Below are 16,581 nucleotides of genomic sequence, written 5' to 3'. Positions count from 1 at the left end.
CCAGCTTGCTGGCGAACAGCGGCCCTTCAGGCTCGTGCATCGCCAGCAAGCTGGCTCCTACACAAAGCAAGAACGCAAGTCTGCCATCCGGCCAACCCCGGACGCTTCACCTGAAAGCCCCTCGTTTCCCACCACCCGACCAGGTGGCGGAGACGATTCCAACACTCATGATTCGAGGGGAATTACCCATGCGCCCTAGTGCAACCGTCGCCGGCCTCGCGCTGGCCATCTCCAGCCTGTCCGCCTCCGCGGAAACCATCCGCATCGCCATCGGCACCCAGGACACCACCATCAACTGCGCCACCGGCGGCCTGCTCATTCGCGAGCTGGGCCTGCTGGAGAAGTACCTGCCCCATGACGGCAAGTACAAGGACGCCGACTACCAGGTGGAGTGGAAGAACTTCACCAGCGGCGCGCCGCTGACCAACGAGATGGTCGCCGGCAAGCTGGACTTCGGCGCCATGGCCGATTTCCCCGGCTCCTTCAACGGTGTCGCCCACCTCGACGCCGGCAAGCGCAGCCTGTTCATCAGCGTGCTTTCGGGCAGCACCCGTGGCAGCGGTAACGGCATCGTGGTGCCGGCGTCCTCACCGGTGCAGTCGCTGGCCGAGCTCAAGGGCAAGACCATTTCCGTGCCCTTCGCCTCCACGGCCCACGGCATGCTGTTGCGCGCCGTCGCCGCTCAGGGCTGGGACCCGGAGAAGGACGTGCGGATCATCGCCCAGCCGCCGGAAATCGCCGGTTCCGCCCTGCGCAGCAACCGCATCGAGGCCCACGCCGATTTCGTGCCCTTCGCCGAACTGTTCCCCAACCGTGGCTTCGCGCGGAAGATCTACGACGGTTCCCAGGCCGAGGCGCCCACCTTCCACGGCGCCCTGGTGGACGCGGCCTACGCGCAGAAGTACCCGGAGATCGTCACTGCCTACCTGCGCGCCAGCCTGGAGGCCGACCGCCTGCTCGCCGAGTCGCCCGAGAAGTACAGCGAACTGATCGAGAAAGTCACTGGCATCGAAGCCGAGGTGAACTACCTGTTCCACGGTCCCCTCGGCCTGCAGACCCGCGACCTCACCTGGAAGCCCGAATACCGCAAGGCGGTCGCTACCTCCATCGACACCCTGAAGCTGTTGAAGAAGACCGACCGCGGCCTGGACACCGACAAGTTCATCGACGACCAGTACATCCGCGCGGCATTCAAGGCAGCGGGCCAGGACTACGACAAGGCCCTGCAGAACTACCAGCAGCTGCCGCTTGAGGCCAACGACGCGCTGACCGGCAAGCCCATCACCGACTTCAGGCGCCTGGCGCAGATCTGGGTGCGTGGCGAAGACAAGGTGCGCCATTACGCCTCGCCGGAAGCCGCGCTGAGCGCCCTGGCGCAGCTGGAGCAGGAAGGCAAGGACATCCGCGCCATCTACGCCCAGGCCGCCGACAGCGGTATCAAGCTGCTGGCCAACCAGGCCTGGTTCGTGCGCAACGACAAGGGTGAGCTGAACGCCTTCCTGCTCAAGTCCCAGGCCGAGCAGTACGCCCAGCAGCACGGCGGCATCGCCCTGGACTTCGTCAGCGCCAACCAGAAGCTGGTGGCCCAGCGCTGAACGCCCTTGCCCTCTCCCCCGGCCCCTCTCCCGCAAGCGGGCGAGGGGTGACTCGTGCCGGTTACGCCGTGCACGGACAGCCCCCTCTCCCCTCGGGGGAGAGGGCTGGGGAGAGGGGGTAGCAGCAGGAGATAACCGATGACCGACCTCTATCGCTGGCCCCTGCGCCTCGCCTCGCTGGCCGCCTGCCTGCTGTTCTGGCAGCTGGCCGCCAACGCGCGCCTGGACCTCGGGCTGTTCAGCTTCACTTACGTACCCACGCCCGCCGCCGTACTGGATGCCGCGTGGCAACTGGCGCATTCCAGCAAGCTGCTGCCGCACCTGGCCAGCAGCCTGTCGCGGGTGTTCGCCGGCTACCTCGCCGCGGCCCTGCTGGGGGTGCTGCTGGGGCTACTCATCGGTCGCTCGAAATGGGCCGAAGACAGCCTCCTGCCGCCTCTGGAAGTGCTGCGGCCGATTCCCGCGGTGGCCTGGATTCCCCTGGCCATCCTGATGTTTCCCTCGTCGGAGCTGTCGATGGTGTTCATCACCTTCACCGGCGCGCTGTTCCCGATCCTGCTCAACACCGTACATGGCGTGGAAGCGGTGGACCCGCGCCTGATCGCCTCGGCGCGCAGCCTGGGCGCCGGTCGCCTGGCGATCCTGCGTGAGGTGGTCCTGCCCGGCGCGGCGCCGAGCATCGTCACCGGCCTTGCCATCGGCATGGGCACGTCATGGTTCTGCCTGGTCACCGCCGAGATGATCTCCGGGCAGTTCGGCATCGGTTACTACACCTGGGAGTCCTACGTGGTGCAGAACTATGCCGACATTGTCGTCGGCATGTTGCTGATCGGCCTGCTCGGCATGGGCAGCAGCGCCCTGGTGAAGCGCCTGGGTGCGCTCGCCACGCCCTGGTATCGCGCGCGGAGGAGTGCCTGATGAGCGCCTTAGAGAAATCCGTGGAGCCCGGCCGCATCGAGGCACGGGGCATCTCCATTCGGCTGGGGCAGGGCAAGCAGGCCTTCGAGGCGGTGCAGTCCCTGGACTTCGCCATCGCAGCGGGGGAATTCGTCTGCATTCTCGGCCCTTCGGGGTGCGGCAAGTCGACCCTGCTCGGCGCCCTTGCCGGCCACCTCAAGCCCAGCGCCGGTCGCCTGGAGGTGGATGGCCAGCCGGTGGAAGGACCGTCGCCCGAGCGCGGCATGGTGTTCCAGCATCACACGCTGCTGCCCTGGCGCAGCGTGCTAGACAACGTCGCCTTCGGCCTGAAGATGCAGGGCATCGGCACGCTCGAAAGGCAGCGCCGCGCCGTCGAGTTCCTCGGCCTGGTGGGGCTGGGCGACTTCGCCGAACGTTGGCCCAGCCAGCTTTCCGGCGGCATGCAGCAGCGCGCCGAAATTGCCCGCGTGCTGATCAACCGGTCGCGCCTCTTGTTGATGGACGAACCCTTCGGCGCCCTGGACGCGCAGACCCGTTCGCGCATGCAGGAACTGCTGCTGGATATCTGGACGCGCATCCGCACCACCGTGGTGTTCGTCACCCATGACATCGACGAGGCGCTGTTCCTCGCCGACCGCATCCTGGTGATGAGCCCGCGCCCCGGCCGTTTCATCGAAGACCTGCGCCTGGACTTCCCGCGTCCGCGTCGCGCCAGCCTGCTCACCAGCCCCGGCTTCACCCACCTGAAACGTCACTGCCTGGAACTGCTGCGCCATGAAGAAGGCCGCGAGCTGCCACGCCTGACCCCGCTGGGGCTGCCCACCGACCATCCGCCACTGCGAATCGCCCTATGACCGACCGTGAAACCGACAACCCCGACATCCTCTACCTGCTGCCACGCCTCACCGATGAAGATGCCGGTGTGCGCCGTATCGCTCTGATCGAACTGGCCGACCTGGAAGACCCGGAGGGCCTGCCCTGGCTCACCGACGCCCTGGTGGTGGACCCCGCCGCCGAAGTGCGTGCCGAGGCCGCGCGTCTGCTGGAAGCCTGGGAAGAACCTGAGGTGGTGCAGGCACTCTGCGCCGCCCTGGCGGACACAGCCGAACCCGTGCGCCTGGCTGCGGCCCAGAGCCTGAGCGAGCTGAAGAGCCCGGAAGCGGGGCAACTGATCCTGCCCTGGGTGAACCACGCCGATGCCTTCGTCCGCAGCAGCGCCCTGCGTGCCCTACGCGAGTTGCGACTGGAAGATGCGGCGGGTCCCGCGCTGCTGGCGCTGGGTGATCGCGAGGCGGCGGTGCGCCGCGAGGCAGTGGGCATCCTCGGCTGGCTCAGGCACGCCGAGGCATTGCCGGCATTGGCCCGCCTGGCCAGCGATGACACGGATACCGAAGTCCGTCGCGCCGCCACCGGCGCCCTCGGCCTGGCCCGTGACGCCAGTGTGTTGCCGGCCCTCGATGCCGCGCTGCGGGATCCCGCCTGGCAGGTCCGCGAGGAAGCCGCCACTACCCTCGGCAAGGTCGGGCTGGCCGAGGCTGGTCCCGCGCTGGTGCAGGCCCTGCAGGACGACTACTGGCAGGTCCGCCTGCGCGCCGCCCGCGCCCTGGGACGCCTGCGTTATGGGCAGGCCCTGGGCGAGCTGGCGGCACTGCTCGGCCACGGCATCGCCAACCTGCGCAAGGAAGCGGCCCTGGCCCTGGGCGAACTGGGCGATGCCGCGGCGTTGCCGGCGTTGCGCCAGGCGGAAGCCGACGGCGACCCGGAAGTGCGCAAGGCCGTGCGCATCGCCCTGGCGCAATTGCAGGGAGCGGCCTGATGGACGCCCCCAGTGCCCTGCGCAACTCCCGCAGCCTGGCGCGGCTGAGCCTGGAGTGGGCCGATGGCGAGCAGCAGCAGATCAGTTACACCCGCCTGCGCGGCGCCTGCCCCTGCTCGCATTGCAAGGCGGCGCGGCTGCGCGGGGCGATCGCGCTGGTGGATGAAGGCGTACGCCTGGAACGGATCGCCCTGCAGGGTTACGGCGTGCAACTGGTGTTCAGCGACGGCCACCAGCGGGGCATCTATCCCTGGGAATACCTGCGGGCGCTGGGCGGTACCCATCTGTAGGAGCGAGCTTGCTCGCGAAATGTTGTGCACGGACCCTTCGCGAGCAAGCTCGCTCCTACACGTTCTGCACCGAACCTGTGGGAGCGAATTCATTCGCGATGGAGCCCGTCAGAACGGCTTGTCGCCCAGGATGGTCGCGCGGTGCATCACGCGGCGCTGCGGACGGTAGTCGTCCACGGCGAAGTGCTGGGTGATGCGGTTGTCCCAGAAGGCCACGTCGCCCACCTGCCAGCGCCAGCGGATGGTGAATTCCGGGCGCGTCGAGTGGGTGAAGAGCAGGCGCAGCAGCGCGTCGCTTTCCGCTGCCGAGAGTTCGTTGATGCGGGTGGTGAAGCCCTCGTTGACGAACAGCCCCTTGCGCCCGGTGACCGGGTGGGTGCGCACCACCGGATGGCTGAGTGGCGGGTGCTTGCGCTTGGCGTCTTCCAGGCGCTGGAGTTCTTCGGCAGTGAGGCCGAAGCGTTCCTCGGGGAAGGAGTGGGCCAGGTCGTGGGTGGCGGTGAGGCCTTCGAGCAGTTGCTGGATGGGCTTCGACAGCGCGTCGTAGGCCGCGCTGCTGCTGGCCCAGAGCGTGTCGCCGCCATAGGGAGGGAGCTGCTTGGCGGCGAGCACCGCGCCGAGCGCAGGGGTTTCCAGGAAGGTCACGTCGGTGTGCCAGAGGGCGTTGTCGCGCACGTCGGTGACGGCGGTGTCCAGCACCAGCACTTCCGGCTGTTCGGGGATGTTCGGGTAGATCGGGTGGATGTGCAGGTCGCCGAAGTTGTGCGCGAAGGCGGCCTGTTGCTGCGGGGTCAGCGACTGGTCGCGGAAGAACAGCACCTGGTGGGAAAGCAGGGCGTTTTCCACCGCTTTGCGCAGTGCGCTGTCGAGCGGCTTGCTGAGGTCAATGCCTTCGACCAGGGCGCCGAGGGCAGGGGAGAGCTGAGTGATGTGCAGGGTCATGGCGGATATCTCGACGTTTGGATGCGTTGGGTTTCGCGGCGCTCGCGGAGCGCCGCCCAACCCGACGGAGAAAGGGGGTCAGTGGCTCTGCCCGTGCCAGGGCACGAGCTTGCGTTGCAGGGCGCGCAGGCCGAGTTCGAGGGCGAAGGCAATCAGGGCGATGACGAGGATGCCGAGGGTCACCACATCGGTGACCAGGAACTGCGCCGCCGACTGCACCATGAAGCCCAGGCCGCGGGTGGCGGCCACCAGTTCGGCAGCCACCAGGGTGGACCAGCCGACGCCAAGGCCGATGCGCACGCCGGTGAGGATGTCCGGCAGGGCGCTGGGCAGGATCACGTAGCGGATCAGCTGCACCTGGGTGGCGCCGAGGGACTGCGCCGCGCGCAGCCGCGCCGGGTCGATAGTGCGCACGCCGGTGGCGGTGGCGATGGCGATGGGGGCGAAGATCGCGAGGTAGATCAGCAGCACCTTGGACAGTTCGCCGATACCGCACCAGATGACGATCAGGGGCAGGTAGGCCAGCGGCGGAATGGGCCGGTAGAACTCGATCAGCGGGTCGAAGATGCCACGGGCGATGCGGTTGCGGCCGATGGCGATGCCCAGGGGAATGGCGGTCAGTACCGCCACCAGCAGGGCCAGACCGATGCGCCCGAGGCTCGCTCCCAGGTGCTGCCAGAGGCTGGCCTCCATGTAGCCCTGGGTCAGCAGCACCCAGCCCTTGCGGGCGATGGCCTGGGGGCTGGGCAGGAACAGGGGTTCGATCAGGCCGGCGGTGGTCACCGCCCACCAGAGCAGCAGCAGGCCGCCGAGGGTCAGCAGGCTGATGGACAGCGTGCCGAGGGGCTGGCGCTGGCGGGGTTTCACGGTCGGCTCGGCCTTGGCGGCCAGGGACAGGTCGAGGCTGCTCATGCGCTTCTCCTCTGGCGTTCGGCGAAGACCTGGGCGAGCACGTGCTCGCGGGTTTCGATGAAGCGCGGGTCGGATTTGATCGCCCGCGCGCTTTCCCCGGCGGCGTAGCGCTGGCCGAAGTCCAGGCGCAGGCGCTCGCTGATGCGGCCCGGGTTGGGCGACAGCAGGATGAGTTCGTTGGCGAGGAACACCGCTTCCTCGATGTCATGGGTGATCAGGAAAACCGGCTTGGCCGCACGTCGCCAGACCTGCAGCAGCAGTTCCTGCATCTGTTCGCGGGTGAAGGCGTCGAGGGCGCCGAAGGGCTCGTCCATCAGCAGCACACGCGGGTCGGCGGCCAGGGCGCGGGCGATGCCGACGCGTTGTCTCTGTCCGCCGGAAAGCTCCCAGATACGGCGCTTGTCGAAGCCGGCCAGGTCCACCAGGGCGAGCATTTCGCGGGCACGAGCCTCTCGCTCGGCGCGGGGCACGCCGGCCAGTTCCAGACCGAAGGCGACATTGCCGAGCACGTCCTGCCAGGGCAGCAGGGCGTCGTCCTGGAACACCACGCCGCGCTCGGCGCCGGGGCCGCTGACGAGAACGCCGTCGAGGCTGATGCGCCCGGCGCTGGGGCTGACGAAGCCGGCGATGAGGTTGAGCAGCGTGGTCTTGCCGCTGCCGGAAGGGCCCAGGGCCACCAGCAGTTCGCCGGGGCCGAGGTCGAGGGAAATGTCGGTCAGTACCGGCTCGGCCGTGCCGGGGTACTGTGCGCTGATGCGCTCCAGCTTGAGTAAGGCCATTTTCTGCGGATCTCGAAAGTGCCTGCCCGGGACGTCCGGGCAGGCGGGGCGGATCAATTGGTGACGTATTTCGAGCTGACGTAGGGCGCGTAATCAGGCAGCACGGCGTCGACCTTGCCCTGCTCCTTGAGGAAGGCGGCGGTCTCGCTGATGGCCTGGGTGGTGGGCGCGCCGAGGGCGGTGACCTGGTCGGCGGCAAGCGGGAAGACGTTGCCCTGCAGCAGCAGCGGAATGTCCTCGGCCTTGGCGCCGGAGAGCTTCACCAGCTTGTCGATGTTGCCCTGGTCGGCCAGCCAGGCCTGCGGGTCCTTGCGGTAGTCGGCGTAGGCGTCGAGGGTCACCTTGGCGAAGGCGCGGACCACTTCCGGGTGCTTCTCGGCGAAGTCCTTGCGCACGATCCAGGCATCGAAGGTCGGTGCACCCAGCTTGCCCAGTTCGGCGGAGCTGATCAGCACCTTGCCGTTGGATTTGGCCACGCCCAGGGCCGGGTCCCAGACGTAGGTGGCGTCGATGTCACCGCGCTGCCAGGCGGCGATGATGGCCGGCGGCGCGAGGTTGAGGATGGTCACCCTGGTGGGGTCGATCTGCCAGTGCTTGAGCGCTGCCAGCAGGCTGTAGTGGCCGGTGGAAACGAAGGGCACGGCGATTTTCTTGCCGATCAGGTCTTCGGGCTTGGTGATGCCGGCGCCGTTGCGCGCCACCAAGGCTTCGGCGTCGCCGATCTGGGTGGCGATCAGGAAGGTCTGGATCGGCAGTTGGCGGGTGGCGGCGGCTGCCAGGGGGCTGGAGCCGACATAGCCGATCTGCACGTCACCGGAGGCCACGGCGGTGATGACTTCAGCGCCGCCATCGAACTTGCGCCAGTCGATCTCGGATTTGCTCGCCTTCTCATAGGCGCCATCGGCCTGGGCCACCTTGGCCGGGTCGACGGTGGTCTGGTAGGCGACGGTGAAGTCCGCGGCCTGGGCGCTCAGGGCCAGGCCGCCAAGGGTCAGTGCCGCCAGCAGGCGACGGGGAAACAGGGACGGGATCATGGGGTGCTCCTCAACGGGCTTGGGGGCCGGTCCTGGAGGCCGGTCCACGGGACTGGGGTGGTGCTTTTCTGGGGTCCGGTGGTCCGGTGGAGATAATCTATTTGATCTAAAAAACAATAAATAAATAATTTTTGGGAATTAGCTTAGGTCGGATGCAGCAGCGGAATCCGTAAAATTGCTTATTGCTGAAAGTTCTTTATATCTAAAAAATAATTCTTTTTTGAAATTAGTCTTCACCTACTAGAGTGGCGGCCTGCCGACAGCGGACCGCCGCATCGCATTTGCACCGGAGCCTGTGAAAACGACAGTGGCTTAGAAGGTCACGCAGCGGCGCGTCGCGTCTGCTCCTGCTCCGGGCACCTAACACCCAAATAAGATCGCAATGGAGCATCGAGCATGAACAAGTCGTCCCTCGCCCTGGCCGTCGCCCTCGGCGTGCTGGCCCAGCAGGCCGCCGCCGGCGGTTTCATCGAAGACAGCAAGGCCAGCCTGACCCTGCGCAACTTCTACATCAACTCGGACAACCGCGAAGGCACCGCCGCGCCCTCCAAGCAGGAGGAATGGGGCCAGGGCTTCCTGTTCAACTACGCCTCCGGCTACACCGAAGGCACAGTCGGCGTCGGCGTCGACGCCATCGGCCTGTTGGGCGTGAAGCTGGATTCCGGCAAGGGCCGCCACTACAACCCCACCAGCGCCAACTACGGCGGCACCGTGTTCCCCACTGACGACGACGGCCGCGCCAAGGACGACTTCGGCAGCCTCGGCGTGACCGGCAAGGTGCGCATTTCCAAGACCGAAGCACGCATCGGCACCCTGCTGCCGAAGCTGCCGGTGGTGAGCTACAACGACGGCCGCCTGTTGCCGCAGACCTTCGAGGGCGGCCAGGTGACCTCCAGCGAGATCGCCGGCCTGACCCTGGTTGGCGGCCAGCTGGAACACGCCAAGGGACGCAACTCCAGCGACGCCCGCGGCCTGTCCATCGCCGGTGCGAACAACGCTCGCACCGGCCAATTCGTCAACAAGTTCTACTTCGCTGGTGGCGACTACAAGGTCAGCGACAATCTGCTGGCGCAGTACTACTACGGCAACCTGGAAGACTTCTATAAGCAGCATTTCGTCGGCCTGACCCACAACTGGGCGCTGCCGGTGGGCGCGCTGAAGTCCGACCTGCGCTACTTCTACAGCGACTCCGATGGCAAGAACTCCAGCGCTGCCGGCCGTGCCGAAGGCTTCCGCAGCTCGGGCAACTGGGCGGCCAACGACCCGCACCGGGGCGAGGTGGACAACCGCACCTGGAGCGCCTACTTCACCTATACCCTCGGCGGCCACGCGGCGAGCCTGGGTTACCAGCAGGTGTCCGGCGACAGCGCCTTCCCCTTCCTCAACCAGGGCGACGGTGCCACCGCCTACCTGATCACCGACCGCCAGATCGGCAAGTTCCTCAGCGCCGGCGAGCGCACCTGGGTGGCCGAGTACGGCTTCGACTTCGCCAAGGTCGGCGTGCCGGGCCTGAAGGCGACCACCACCTACCTCAAGGGCAGCAACATCGAGACCCAGGGTAGCGACCAGGGCGAGTGGGAACGCGACTTCCGCCTCGACTACGTGCTGCAGGACGGTCCGCTGAAGGGCCTCGGCGTGTCCTGGCGCAACGCCTCCCTGCGCAGCGATGCCGCGCGTGACCAGGACGAGAACCGCCTGATCCTCAGCTACACCCTGACGCTGCTGTAAGGGCACCTTGGTACCTGTGAGCGATTCCAATCGCGAATAAATTCGCTCCCACAGCCTTCTGTAGGTTGGGTCGGGCGGCGCTTCGCGAGGAACGAAACCCAACATTTCGCGGTTGATGCCGGGCTTGCTGGGCTTCGCTGCGCTCTGCGCCAACCTACGGGGCCGCTGCACGGCCCTTGGCGAATGAATTCGCCCCCACAGGGAGGTGCAGCAGCTGAGCGTCGGCACGGACAGCCCCCTCTCCCTTCAGGGAGAGGGTTGGGGAGAGGGCATTTTGCAAATGTAATCGCCCCATAGAACAGCCGGGAACCTCATTCCAGAGGCCTTCCCGGCTTTTTCACGACTGCAATTAGTTATCTCATAAAGTAATAAATAAATTTTTATTTATTCTTTTTAATTTTCAACGCAACTGCCCATAGTGAGCGCCACGGAACGACATCCAGATACAGGAGCAACTCCATGAGCATCCGCCTCGGCGACATCGCCCCCGATTTCGAGCAGGACTCCAGCGAAGGCCGCATCCGTTTCCACGAGTGGCTGGGCAGCAGCTGGGGCGTGCTGTTCTCGCACCCGGCCGACTTCACCCCGGTGTGCACCACCGAGCTGGGTTTCACCGCCAAGCTCAAGGACCAGTTCGCCGCGCGTGGCGTGAAGGTGATCGCGCTGTCGGTGGACCCGGTGGATTCCCATCACCGCTGGATCGATGACATCAACGACACCCAGGGCACCCTGGTGAACTTCCCGATCATCGCCGACGCCGACCGCAAGGTGTCCGACCTGTACGACCTGATTCACCCCAACGCCAACGACACCCTCACCGTGCGTTCGCTGTTCATCATCGACCCGAACAAGAAGGTGCGCCTGATCATCACCTACCCGGCCAGCACCGGGCGCAACTTCAACGAAATCCTGCGGGTAATCGACTCTCTGCAACTGACCGACAACCACAAGGTCGCTACCCCGGCCAACTGGCAGGACGGCGACGATGTGGTGATCGTCCCCTCGCTCAAGGATGAAGACGAGATCCGCCAGCGCTTTCCGCGCGGCTACAAGGCGGTCCGGCCGTACCTGCGCCTGACCCCGCAACCCAACCGCTGATTCGTCCGGCGCCTCGCGCGCCCTGCACCACTACCCCGCCTTACTCACCCGCCAACGGGCCAGCAGGCAACGACAAAACAAGCAAAGTCATGAGGAGAGCGCCATGCGCACCATCACTTTGCGTCGGAGCCTGGCTGCCCTGTTTGCGGCTGCCCTGGCTTTCGGCGCCATCACCCAGGCACAGGCCGAGACCCTGCGGATCGGCTACCAGAAATACGGCACCCTGGTGCTGCTCAAGGCCAAGGGCTCGCTGGAAAAGCGCCTGGCCGAACAAGGCGTTGAAGTGAAGTGGACCGAGTTCCCCGGCGGCCCGCAGCTGCTGGAAGGCTTGAATGTCGGCTCCATCGACTTCGGTGTGACCGGCGAAACCCCGCCGGTGTTTGCCCAGGCCGCCGGCGCCGACCTGCTCTACGTGGCCTATGAACCGCCGGCGCCGCAGAGCGAGGCGATCCTGGTGCCCAAGGGCTCGCCGATCCAGTCGGTCAAGGAGCTGGCCGGCAAGAAGGTCGCCCTGAACAAGGGCTCCAACGTGCACTACCTGCTGGTGCGCGCCCTGGAAGAGGCCGGCCTGAAGTACAGCGATATCCAGCCCGTCTATCTGCCACCGGCCGACGCCCGCGCCGCCTTCGAGCGCGGCAGCGTGGATGCCTGGGTGATCTGGGACCCCTTCCAGGCCGCCGCCGAGAAGCAACTGGAAGCCCGCACCCTGCGCAATGGCGAAGGGCTTGTGGATAACCACCAGTTCTACCTGGCGACCCGCACCTATGCCCAGAAGCACCCGCAGGTGATCAGCACCCTGATCGAGGAAGTGCGCGCCGTGGGCGAAGACTCCAAGGCCGATCCGGACAAGGTCACCGAACAGGTCGCGCCGCTTCTTGGCCTGCCCAGGGACATCACCTCGCTCGCAGTGAAGCGCCAGGGCTACGGTGCCCAGCCGCTGAGCCCGGAGGTGGTCACTGCCCAGCAGAAGATCGCCGACACCTTTACCGCGCTGAAGCTGATCCCGAAAAAACTCAGCATCGCCGATGTGATCTGGACGCCGCCCGCCAAGGTCGCGCAGCAGTGATTCGAAACCCTCTCCCTGAGGGAGAGGGAACCCCTTTAAGGAGACCACTCCATGAGCTTGAACATCTTCTGGTTCCTGCCGACCCACGGCGACGGCCACTACCTCGGCACATCCGAAGGCGCTCGTGCCGTCGACCACGGCTACCTGCAACAGATCGCCCAGGCGGCGGACCGTCTCGGCTACGGCGGCGTGCTGATCCCCACCGGGCGTTCCTGCGAGGACTCCTGGCTGGTGGCCGCCTCGCTGATTCCGGTGACCCAGCGCCTGAAATTCCTTGTCGCCCTGCGCCCGGGGATCATTTCGCCGACCGTGGCCGCGCGCCAGGCGGCCACGCTGGATCGCCTGTCCGGCGGTCGCGCCCTGTTCAACCTGGTGACCGGCGGTGATCCGGAAGAGCTGGCCGCCGATGGCCTGCACCTCAACCATGCAGAGCGTTACGAGGCCTCGGTCGAGTTCACCCGCATCTGGCGTCGCGTGCTGGAGGGCGAAACCGTCGATTACGACGGCAAGCACATCCAGGTGAAGGGCGCCAAGCTGTTCTACCCGCCGCTGCAGCAACCGCGCCCGCCGTTGTACTTCGGTGGCTCCTCCGAAGCGGCCCAGGACCTGGCTGCCGAACAGGTGGAGCTGTACCTGACCTGGGGCGAGCCGCCGGCGGCGGTGAAGGAGAAGATCGAGCAGGTGCGCGCCAAGGCCGCCAAGCTGGGCCGCACCGTGCGCTTCGGCATCCGCCTGCACGTGATCGTGCGTGAAACCAATGAAGCTGCCTGGGCTGCCGCCGACCGCCTGATCGAGAACCTCGACGACGCCACCATCGCCAAGGCCCAGGCCGCCTTCGCCCGTTTCGACTCGGTGGGCCAGCAGCGCATGGCCGCCCTGCACAACGGCAGGCGCGACAAGCTGGAAGTCAGCCCCAACCTCTGGGCCGGCGTCGGCCTGGTCCGCGGTGGCGCCGGCACCGCGCTGGTGGGCGATGGCCCGACCGTGGCCGCGCGGGTGAAGGAATACGCCGACCTTGGCATCGACACCTTCATCTTCTCCGGCTACCCGCACCTGGAAGAGTCCTACCGGGTTGCCGAATTGCTGTTCCCGCATCTGGACATCGCACGTCCGCGCACCAATGACGGCATCGGTTTCGTCAGCCCCTTCGGCGAGATGGTGGCCAACGAGGCGCTGCCTGAACCCAGGCTGCACAAACTGGCAGCGCAGAGCTGAGGGCGCGGAGATGAAACTCGAATCCATACTCCTGCGCCTGGCGCCCTGGGCCTTGCCAGTGGCGTTGCTGGCGCTCTGGCAGGGCGCGGTGGAAACCGGCCTGCTCTCCACCCGTATCCTGCCGGCGCCGAGCGCGGTGCTGGCGGCGGGCTGGGACCTGCTCTCCAGCGGCGAGATCTGGACCCACCTGGCCATCAGTGGCTGGCGTGCCGGCGTTGGTTTTGCCATCGGCGGCGGGCTCGGCCTGCTGCTCGGTTTCATCACCGGCCTGTCGAAGTGGGGCGAGCGCCTGCTGGACAGCTCGGTACAGATGGTCCGCAACGTGCCGCACTTGGCGCTGATCCCGCTGGTGATCCTGTGGTTCGGCATCGACGAGTCGGCGAAGATTTTCCTGGTCGCCCTCGGCACGCTGTTCCCCATCTACCTCAACACCTACCACGGCATCCGCAACGTCGACCCGGCGCTGGTGGAGATGGCGCGCAGCTATGGGCTGACGGGCTTCGCCCTGTTCCGCCAGGTGATCCTGCCTGGCGCCCTGCCGTCGATCCTGGTGGGCGTGCGCTTCGCCCTGGGTTTCATGTGGCTGACGCTGATCGTCGCCGAGACCATTTCCGCCAGCTCCGGCATCGGTTACCTGGCGATGAACGCCCGCGAGTTCCTGCAGACCGATGTGGTGGTGCTGGCGATCCTGCTCTACGCGGTACTCGGCAAGCTGGCCGATGTCGCCGCCCGTGGGCTGGAGCGGGGCTGGCTGCGCTGGCACCCGGCCTATCAGGCCAAGGGAGGTGCCGCATGACCGCCCTGCATGCACCGCAACAACTCAAGCGCGGCATTCCGCTGGCGCTGCGCGGCATCGGCAAGTCCTTCGGCGAGCGTGAAGTGCTCAAGGGCATCGACCTGCTGATTCCGGCCGGCCAGTTCGTCGCCGTGGTCGGTCGCAGCGGCTGCGGCAAGAGCACCCTGCTGCGTCTGCTTGCGGGCCTGGACAAGCCTTCTCGTGGCGAACTGCTGGCCGGCACGGCAGCGCTGGAGGATGCCCGCGAGGAAACGCGCCTGATGTTCCAGGACTCGCGCCTGCTGCCCTGGAAGCGGGTGATCGACAACGTCGGCCTGGGGCTGTCCGGCAACTGGCGCCCACGTGCCCTGGAAGCCCTCGAAGCGGTGGGCCTGGCCGACCGTGCAAATGAGTGGCCGGCGGCGCTCTCCGGTGGCCAGAAGCAGCGCGTGGCCCTGGCCCGTGCGCTGATCCACCAGCCGCGTCTGCTGCTGCTGGACGAACCCCTGGGGGCCCTGGATGCGCTGACCCGCATCGAGATGCAGCAGTTGATCGAACGCCTCTGGCAGCAGCATGGCTTCACCGTACTGCTGGTGACCCACGACGTGAACGAAGCCGTGGCCGTGGCCGACCGGGTGATCCTGATCGAGGACGGCGCCATTGGCCTCGATCTCACCGTCGAACTGCACCGCCCCCGTGCCCGCGGCTCGGCGCGCCTGGCCGCGCTGGAAGCCGAGGTGCTGGAGCGCGTGCTGGCGCTGCCGCCGGCCTCACCGGAGCCCGAACCCCTTTCCCCCTTGCCCACGCAGCTGCGCTGGGCGCTCTGACCACACCCCAGATCCCGAGCAAAGGAACCAACGCCATGACCATCAAAGCCATCAACGTCCGCAACCAGTTCAAGGGCACCATCAAGGAAATCATCGAGGGCCCGGTACTCTCCGAGATCGACGTGCAGACCGCTGCCGGCATCGTCACCTCCGTCATCACCACCCGCTCCGTGCGCGAGCTGGAGCTGGGCATCGGTTCGGAAGTAATCGCCTTCGTGAAGTCCACCGAGGTGTCCATCGCCAAGCTGTGAGGCAGCGCCGAGCCCGCTTTTCCTGTGGGGGCGAAATCATTCGCTGAGGACCGCGTAGCGGTCCCCGGCCTTGCACGGCAGTCCTGCGGACTGCTTAGCGAATGAATTCGCCCCCACAAGAGCGAGGCCAGTTACATCTGCGTACTGCTCCAAAAACAACCCCCCGCAGCTGCGGGGGGTTGTTCATTTCAGCTTCGCTCAGCGCTTCTGCGGCGCCGGCTGCTGTTGGGTGATGCAGTGGATGTTGCCGCCGCCGAGCAGGATCTCGCGGCCGGGCACCATCACCACTTCGTGCTGCGGGAAGACGCGCTTGAGGATGGCTTCGGCTGCGGCGTCCTTGGCGTCGTCGAACCTGGGCGCGATGATGCCGCCGTTGACGATCAGGAAGTTCACGTAGGAGCCGGCCAGGCGGATCGACGGATCGCGCTCCTGGGTGCCTTCCACCAGGTCCACGCCGGCGCATTCTTCCTCGGTGGCGTAGATCGGGCCGGGGATCGGCATCTTGTGCACCACCAGCTGGCGGCCCTTGGCGTCGCGGGCGCTTTCCAGCACCTTCATCGCCGCCTGGCAACGCGGGAAGTTCGGGTCCTGCGGGTCATCGGTCCAGGCCAGCAGCACTTCGCCCGGACGCACGTAGCAGCAGAAGTTGTCCACATGGCCGTCGGTTTCGTCGTTGTACAGGCCGTCCGGCAGCCAGATCACGGTTTCCACCGCCAGCTGCTCGCGCAGCACCGTCTCGATCTGTTCGCGGGAGAGGTGCGGGTTGCGGTTCTTGTTCAGCAGGCATTCTTCGGTGGTGATCAGGGTGCCTTCGCCATCCACGTGGATGGAGCCGCCTTCGAGCACGAAGCCTTCGGTGCGGTAGCGCTTGCAGCCTTCGATTTCGAGGATCTTGCGGGCCACTTGGTCGTCGCGGTTCCAGGGGAAGTAGAGGCCGCCGTCGAAGCCGCCCCAGGCGTTGAAGGTCCAGTCCACGCCGCGCACTTCGCCCTGGTCGTTGACCACGAAGGTCGGGCCGGTGTCACGCACCCAGGCGTCGTCGTTGGAAATTTCCACCACGCGGATGTTCGGCTCGTCGAGCCGCGCGCGGGCGTTTTCGTACTGGCCGGCGGAGACGCAGACGGTCACCGGCTCGAAGCGGGCGATGGCCTTGGCCACGGCGGTGAAGGCGGCCTGCGCGGGCTTGCCGCCCAGGCGCCAGTTGTCGGGGCGCTCGGGCCAGACCATCCAGGTTCGGGTGTGGGGTTCCCATTCGGCCGGCATGCGGAAGCCGTCGTCGTGGGGGAGGGTATTCAGTGTGTTCATCGATCCACCATCGGTATGGAATGGGGCAGG

The 16,581-nt window shown here is 66.6% G+C and carries 17 protein-coding genes; 12 read left to right on the top strand and 5 right to left on the bottom strand.

The genetic code is table 11. The features are described from left to right. Positions 1 to 188 precede the first annotated feature (188 nt). From ACFW0B_RS18495 to ACFW0B_RS18475, 5 genes are all read left to right on the top strand, one after another. Complete coding sequence (locus ACFW0B_RS18495) at positions 189 to 1,595, top strand: ABC transporter substrate-binding protein (RefSeq protein ID WP_449150462.1); 1,407 nt, start codon at positions 189 to 191, stop codon at positions 1,593 to 1,595. 138 nt (positions 1,596 to 1,733) lie between these two features. After that, positions 1,734 to 2,513, top strand: a complete 780-nt coding sequence (locus tag ACFW0B_RS18490) for an ABC transporter permease (RefSeq protein ID WP_449150461.1) — start codon at positions 1,734 to 1,736, stop codon at positions 2,511 to 2,513. Continuing rightward, a complete protein-coding gene (locus ACFW0B_RS18485) occupies positions 2,513 to 3,367 on the top strand; it encodes an ABC transporter ATP-binding protein (protein WP_449150460.1) in 855 nt (284 codons plus the stop codon). Before ACFW0B_RS18490 ends, ACFW0B_RS18485 begins: the two co-directional genes overlap by 1 nt. Further along, positions 3,364 to 4,329 carry a HEAT repeat domain-containing protein gene (locus ACFW0B_RS18480; RefSeq protein WP_449150459.1) on the top strand — a complete coding sequence of 322 codons (966 nt, stop codon included), beginning with the start codon at positions 3,364 to 3,366 and terminating at the stop codon, positions 4,327 to 4,329. The genes ACFW0B_RS18485 and ACFW0B_RS18480 overlap by 4 nt, the downstream gene beginning before the upstream one ends. Next, positions 4,329 to 4,619, top strand: a complete 291-nt coding sequence (locus ACFW0B_RS18475; RefSeq protein ID WP_449150458.1) for a DUF971 domain-containing protein — start codon at positions 4,329 to 4,331, stop codon at positions 4,617 to 4,619. Before ACFW0B_RS18480 ends, ACFW0B_RS18475 begins: the two co-directional genes overlap by 1 nt. A gap of 108 nt (positions 4,620 to 4,727) precedes the next feature. Here the strand turns inward: ACFW0B_RS18475 and tauD are convergent, their stop codons facing one another. From tauD to tauA, 4 genes are all read right to left on the bottom strand, one after another. Further along, positions 4,728 to 5,561, bottom strand: coding sequence for a taurine dioxygenase (gene tauD / locus ACFW0B_RS18470; RefSeq protein WP_449150457.1), 834 nt, complete (start codon positions 5,559 to 5,561; stop codon positions 4,728 to 4,730). Between the two features lie 78 nt (positions 5,562 to 5,639). Next, the gene (tauC, locus tag ACFW0B_RS18465) at positions 5,640 to 6,473 is read right to left on the bottom strand and encodes a taurine ABC transporter permease TauC (protein ID WP_449150456.1); all 834 of its coding nucleotides are present in this window, start codon (positions 6,471 to 6,473) and stop codon (positions 5,640 to 5,642) included. Beyond that, positions 6,470 to 7,252: a taurine ABC transporter ATP-binding subunit gene (gene tauB / locus ACFW0B_RS18460; protein ID WP_449150455.1), complete on the bottom strand. Its 783-nt coding sequence runs from the start codon at positions 7,250 to 7,252 to the stop codon at positions 6,470 to 6,472. The genes tauC and tauB overlap by 4 nt, the downstream gene beginning before the upstream one ends. A 53-nt stretch (positions 7,253 to 7,305) precedes the next feature. Beyond that, positions 7,306 to 8,286: a taurine ABC transporter substrate-binding protein gene (gene tauA / locus ACFW0B_RS18455; protein WP_449150454.1), complete on the bottom strand. Its 981-nt coding sequence runs from the start codon at positions 8,284 to 8,286 to the stop codon at positions 7,306 to 7,308. Between the two features lie 396 nt (positions 8,287 to 8,682). On the opposite strand from tauA, the gene ACFW0B_RS18450 reads away from it, so the two are divergent. The 7 genes from ACFW0B_RS18450 (at position 8,683) to ACFW0B_RS18420 (ending at position 15,246) form a co-directional block, all read left to right on the top strand. Beyond that, on the top strand, positions 8,683 to 10,014 hold the full coding sequence (locus ACFW0B_RS18450) for an OprD family porin (RefSeq protein WP_449150453.1): 1,332 nt from the start codon (positions 8,683 to 8,685) through the stop codon (positions 10,012 to 10,014). 459 nt (positions 10,015 to 10,473) lie between these two features. Next, the gene (locus ACFW0B_RS18445; protein WP_449150452.1) at positions 10,474 to 11,112 is read left to right on the top strand and encodes a peroxiredoxin; all 639 of its coding nucleotides are present in this window, start codon (positions 10,474 to 10,476) and stop codon (positions 11,110 to 11,112) included. 103 nt (positions 11,113 to 11,215) lie between these two features. Then, positions 11,216 to 12,178, top strand: a complete 963-nt coding sequence (locus ACFW0B_RS18440) for a sulfonate ABC transporter substrate-binding protein (protein WP_449150451.1) — start codon at positions 11,216 to 11,218, stop codon at positions 12,176 to 12,178. A 51-nt stretch (positions 12,179 to 12,229) separates the two neighbouring features. Then, positions 12,230 to 13,393, top strand: coding sequence for an FMNH2-dependent alkanesulfonate monooxygenase (gene ssuD, locus ACFW0B_RS18435; protein WP_449150450.1), 1,164 nt, complete (start codon positions 12,230 to 12,232; stop codon positions 13,391 to 13,393). A gap of 10 nt (positions 13,394 to 13,403) precedes the next feature. Then, entirely contained in the window at positions 13,404 to 14,189 is a 786-nt protein-coding gene (ssuC, locus tag ACFW0B_RS18430; protein ID WP_449150449.1) for an aliphatic sulfonate ABC transporter permease SsuC, read from the top strand. Next, positions 14,186 to 14,995: an aliphatic sulfonates ABC transporter ATP-binding protein gene (ssuB, locus tag ACFW0B_RS18425; RefSeq protein WP_449150448.1), complete on the top strand. Its 810-nt coding sequence runs from the start codon at positions 14,186 to 14,188 to the stop codon at positions 14,993 to 14,995. Before ssuC ends, ssuB begins: the two co-directional genes overlap by 4 nt. A 35-nt stretch (positions 14,996 to 15,030) precedes the next feature. Continuing rightward, positions 15,031 to 15,246 carry a TOBE domain-containing protein gene (locus ACFW0B_RS18420; protein WP_003455791.1) on the top strand — a complete coding sequence of 72 codons (216 nt, stop codon included), beginning with the start codon at positions 15,031 to 15,033 and terminating at the stop codon, positions 15,244 to 15,246. 198 nt (positions 15,247 to 15,444) lie between these two features. Here ACFW0B_RS18420 and aguA read toward each other — a convergent pair whose 3' ends face one another. Then, positions 15,445 to 16,551: an agmatine deiminase gene (aguA, locus tag ACFW0B_RS18415; RefSeq protein ID WP_449150447.1), complete on the bottom strand. Its 1,107-nt coding sequence runs from the start codon at positions 16,549 to 16,551 to the stop codon at positions 15,445 to 15,447. Positions 16,552 to 16,581 lie beyond the last annotated feature (30 nt).

The sequence above is a fragment of the Metapseudomonas phytobenefica genome (assembly GCF_043392685.1).
Lineage (GTDB): Bacteria > Pseudomonadota > Gammaproteobacteria > Pseudomonadales > Pseudomonadaceae > Metapseudomonas.
The sequence above is the reverse complement of the archived record's forward strand: the minus strand, read 5'-3'. Positions and strand labels throughout refer to the sequence as shown.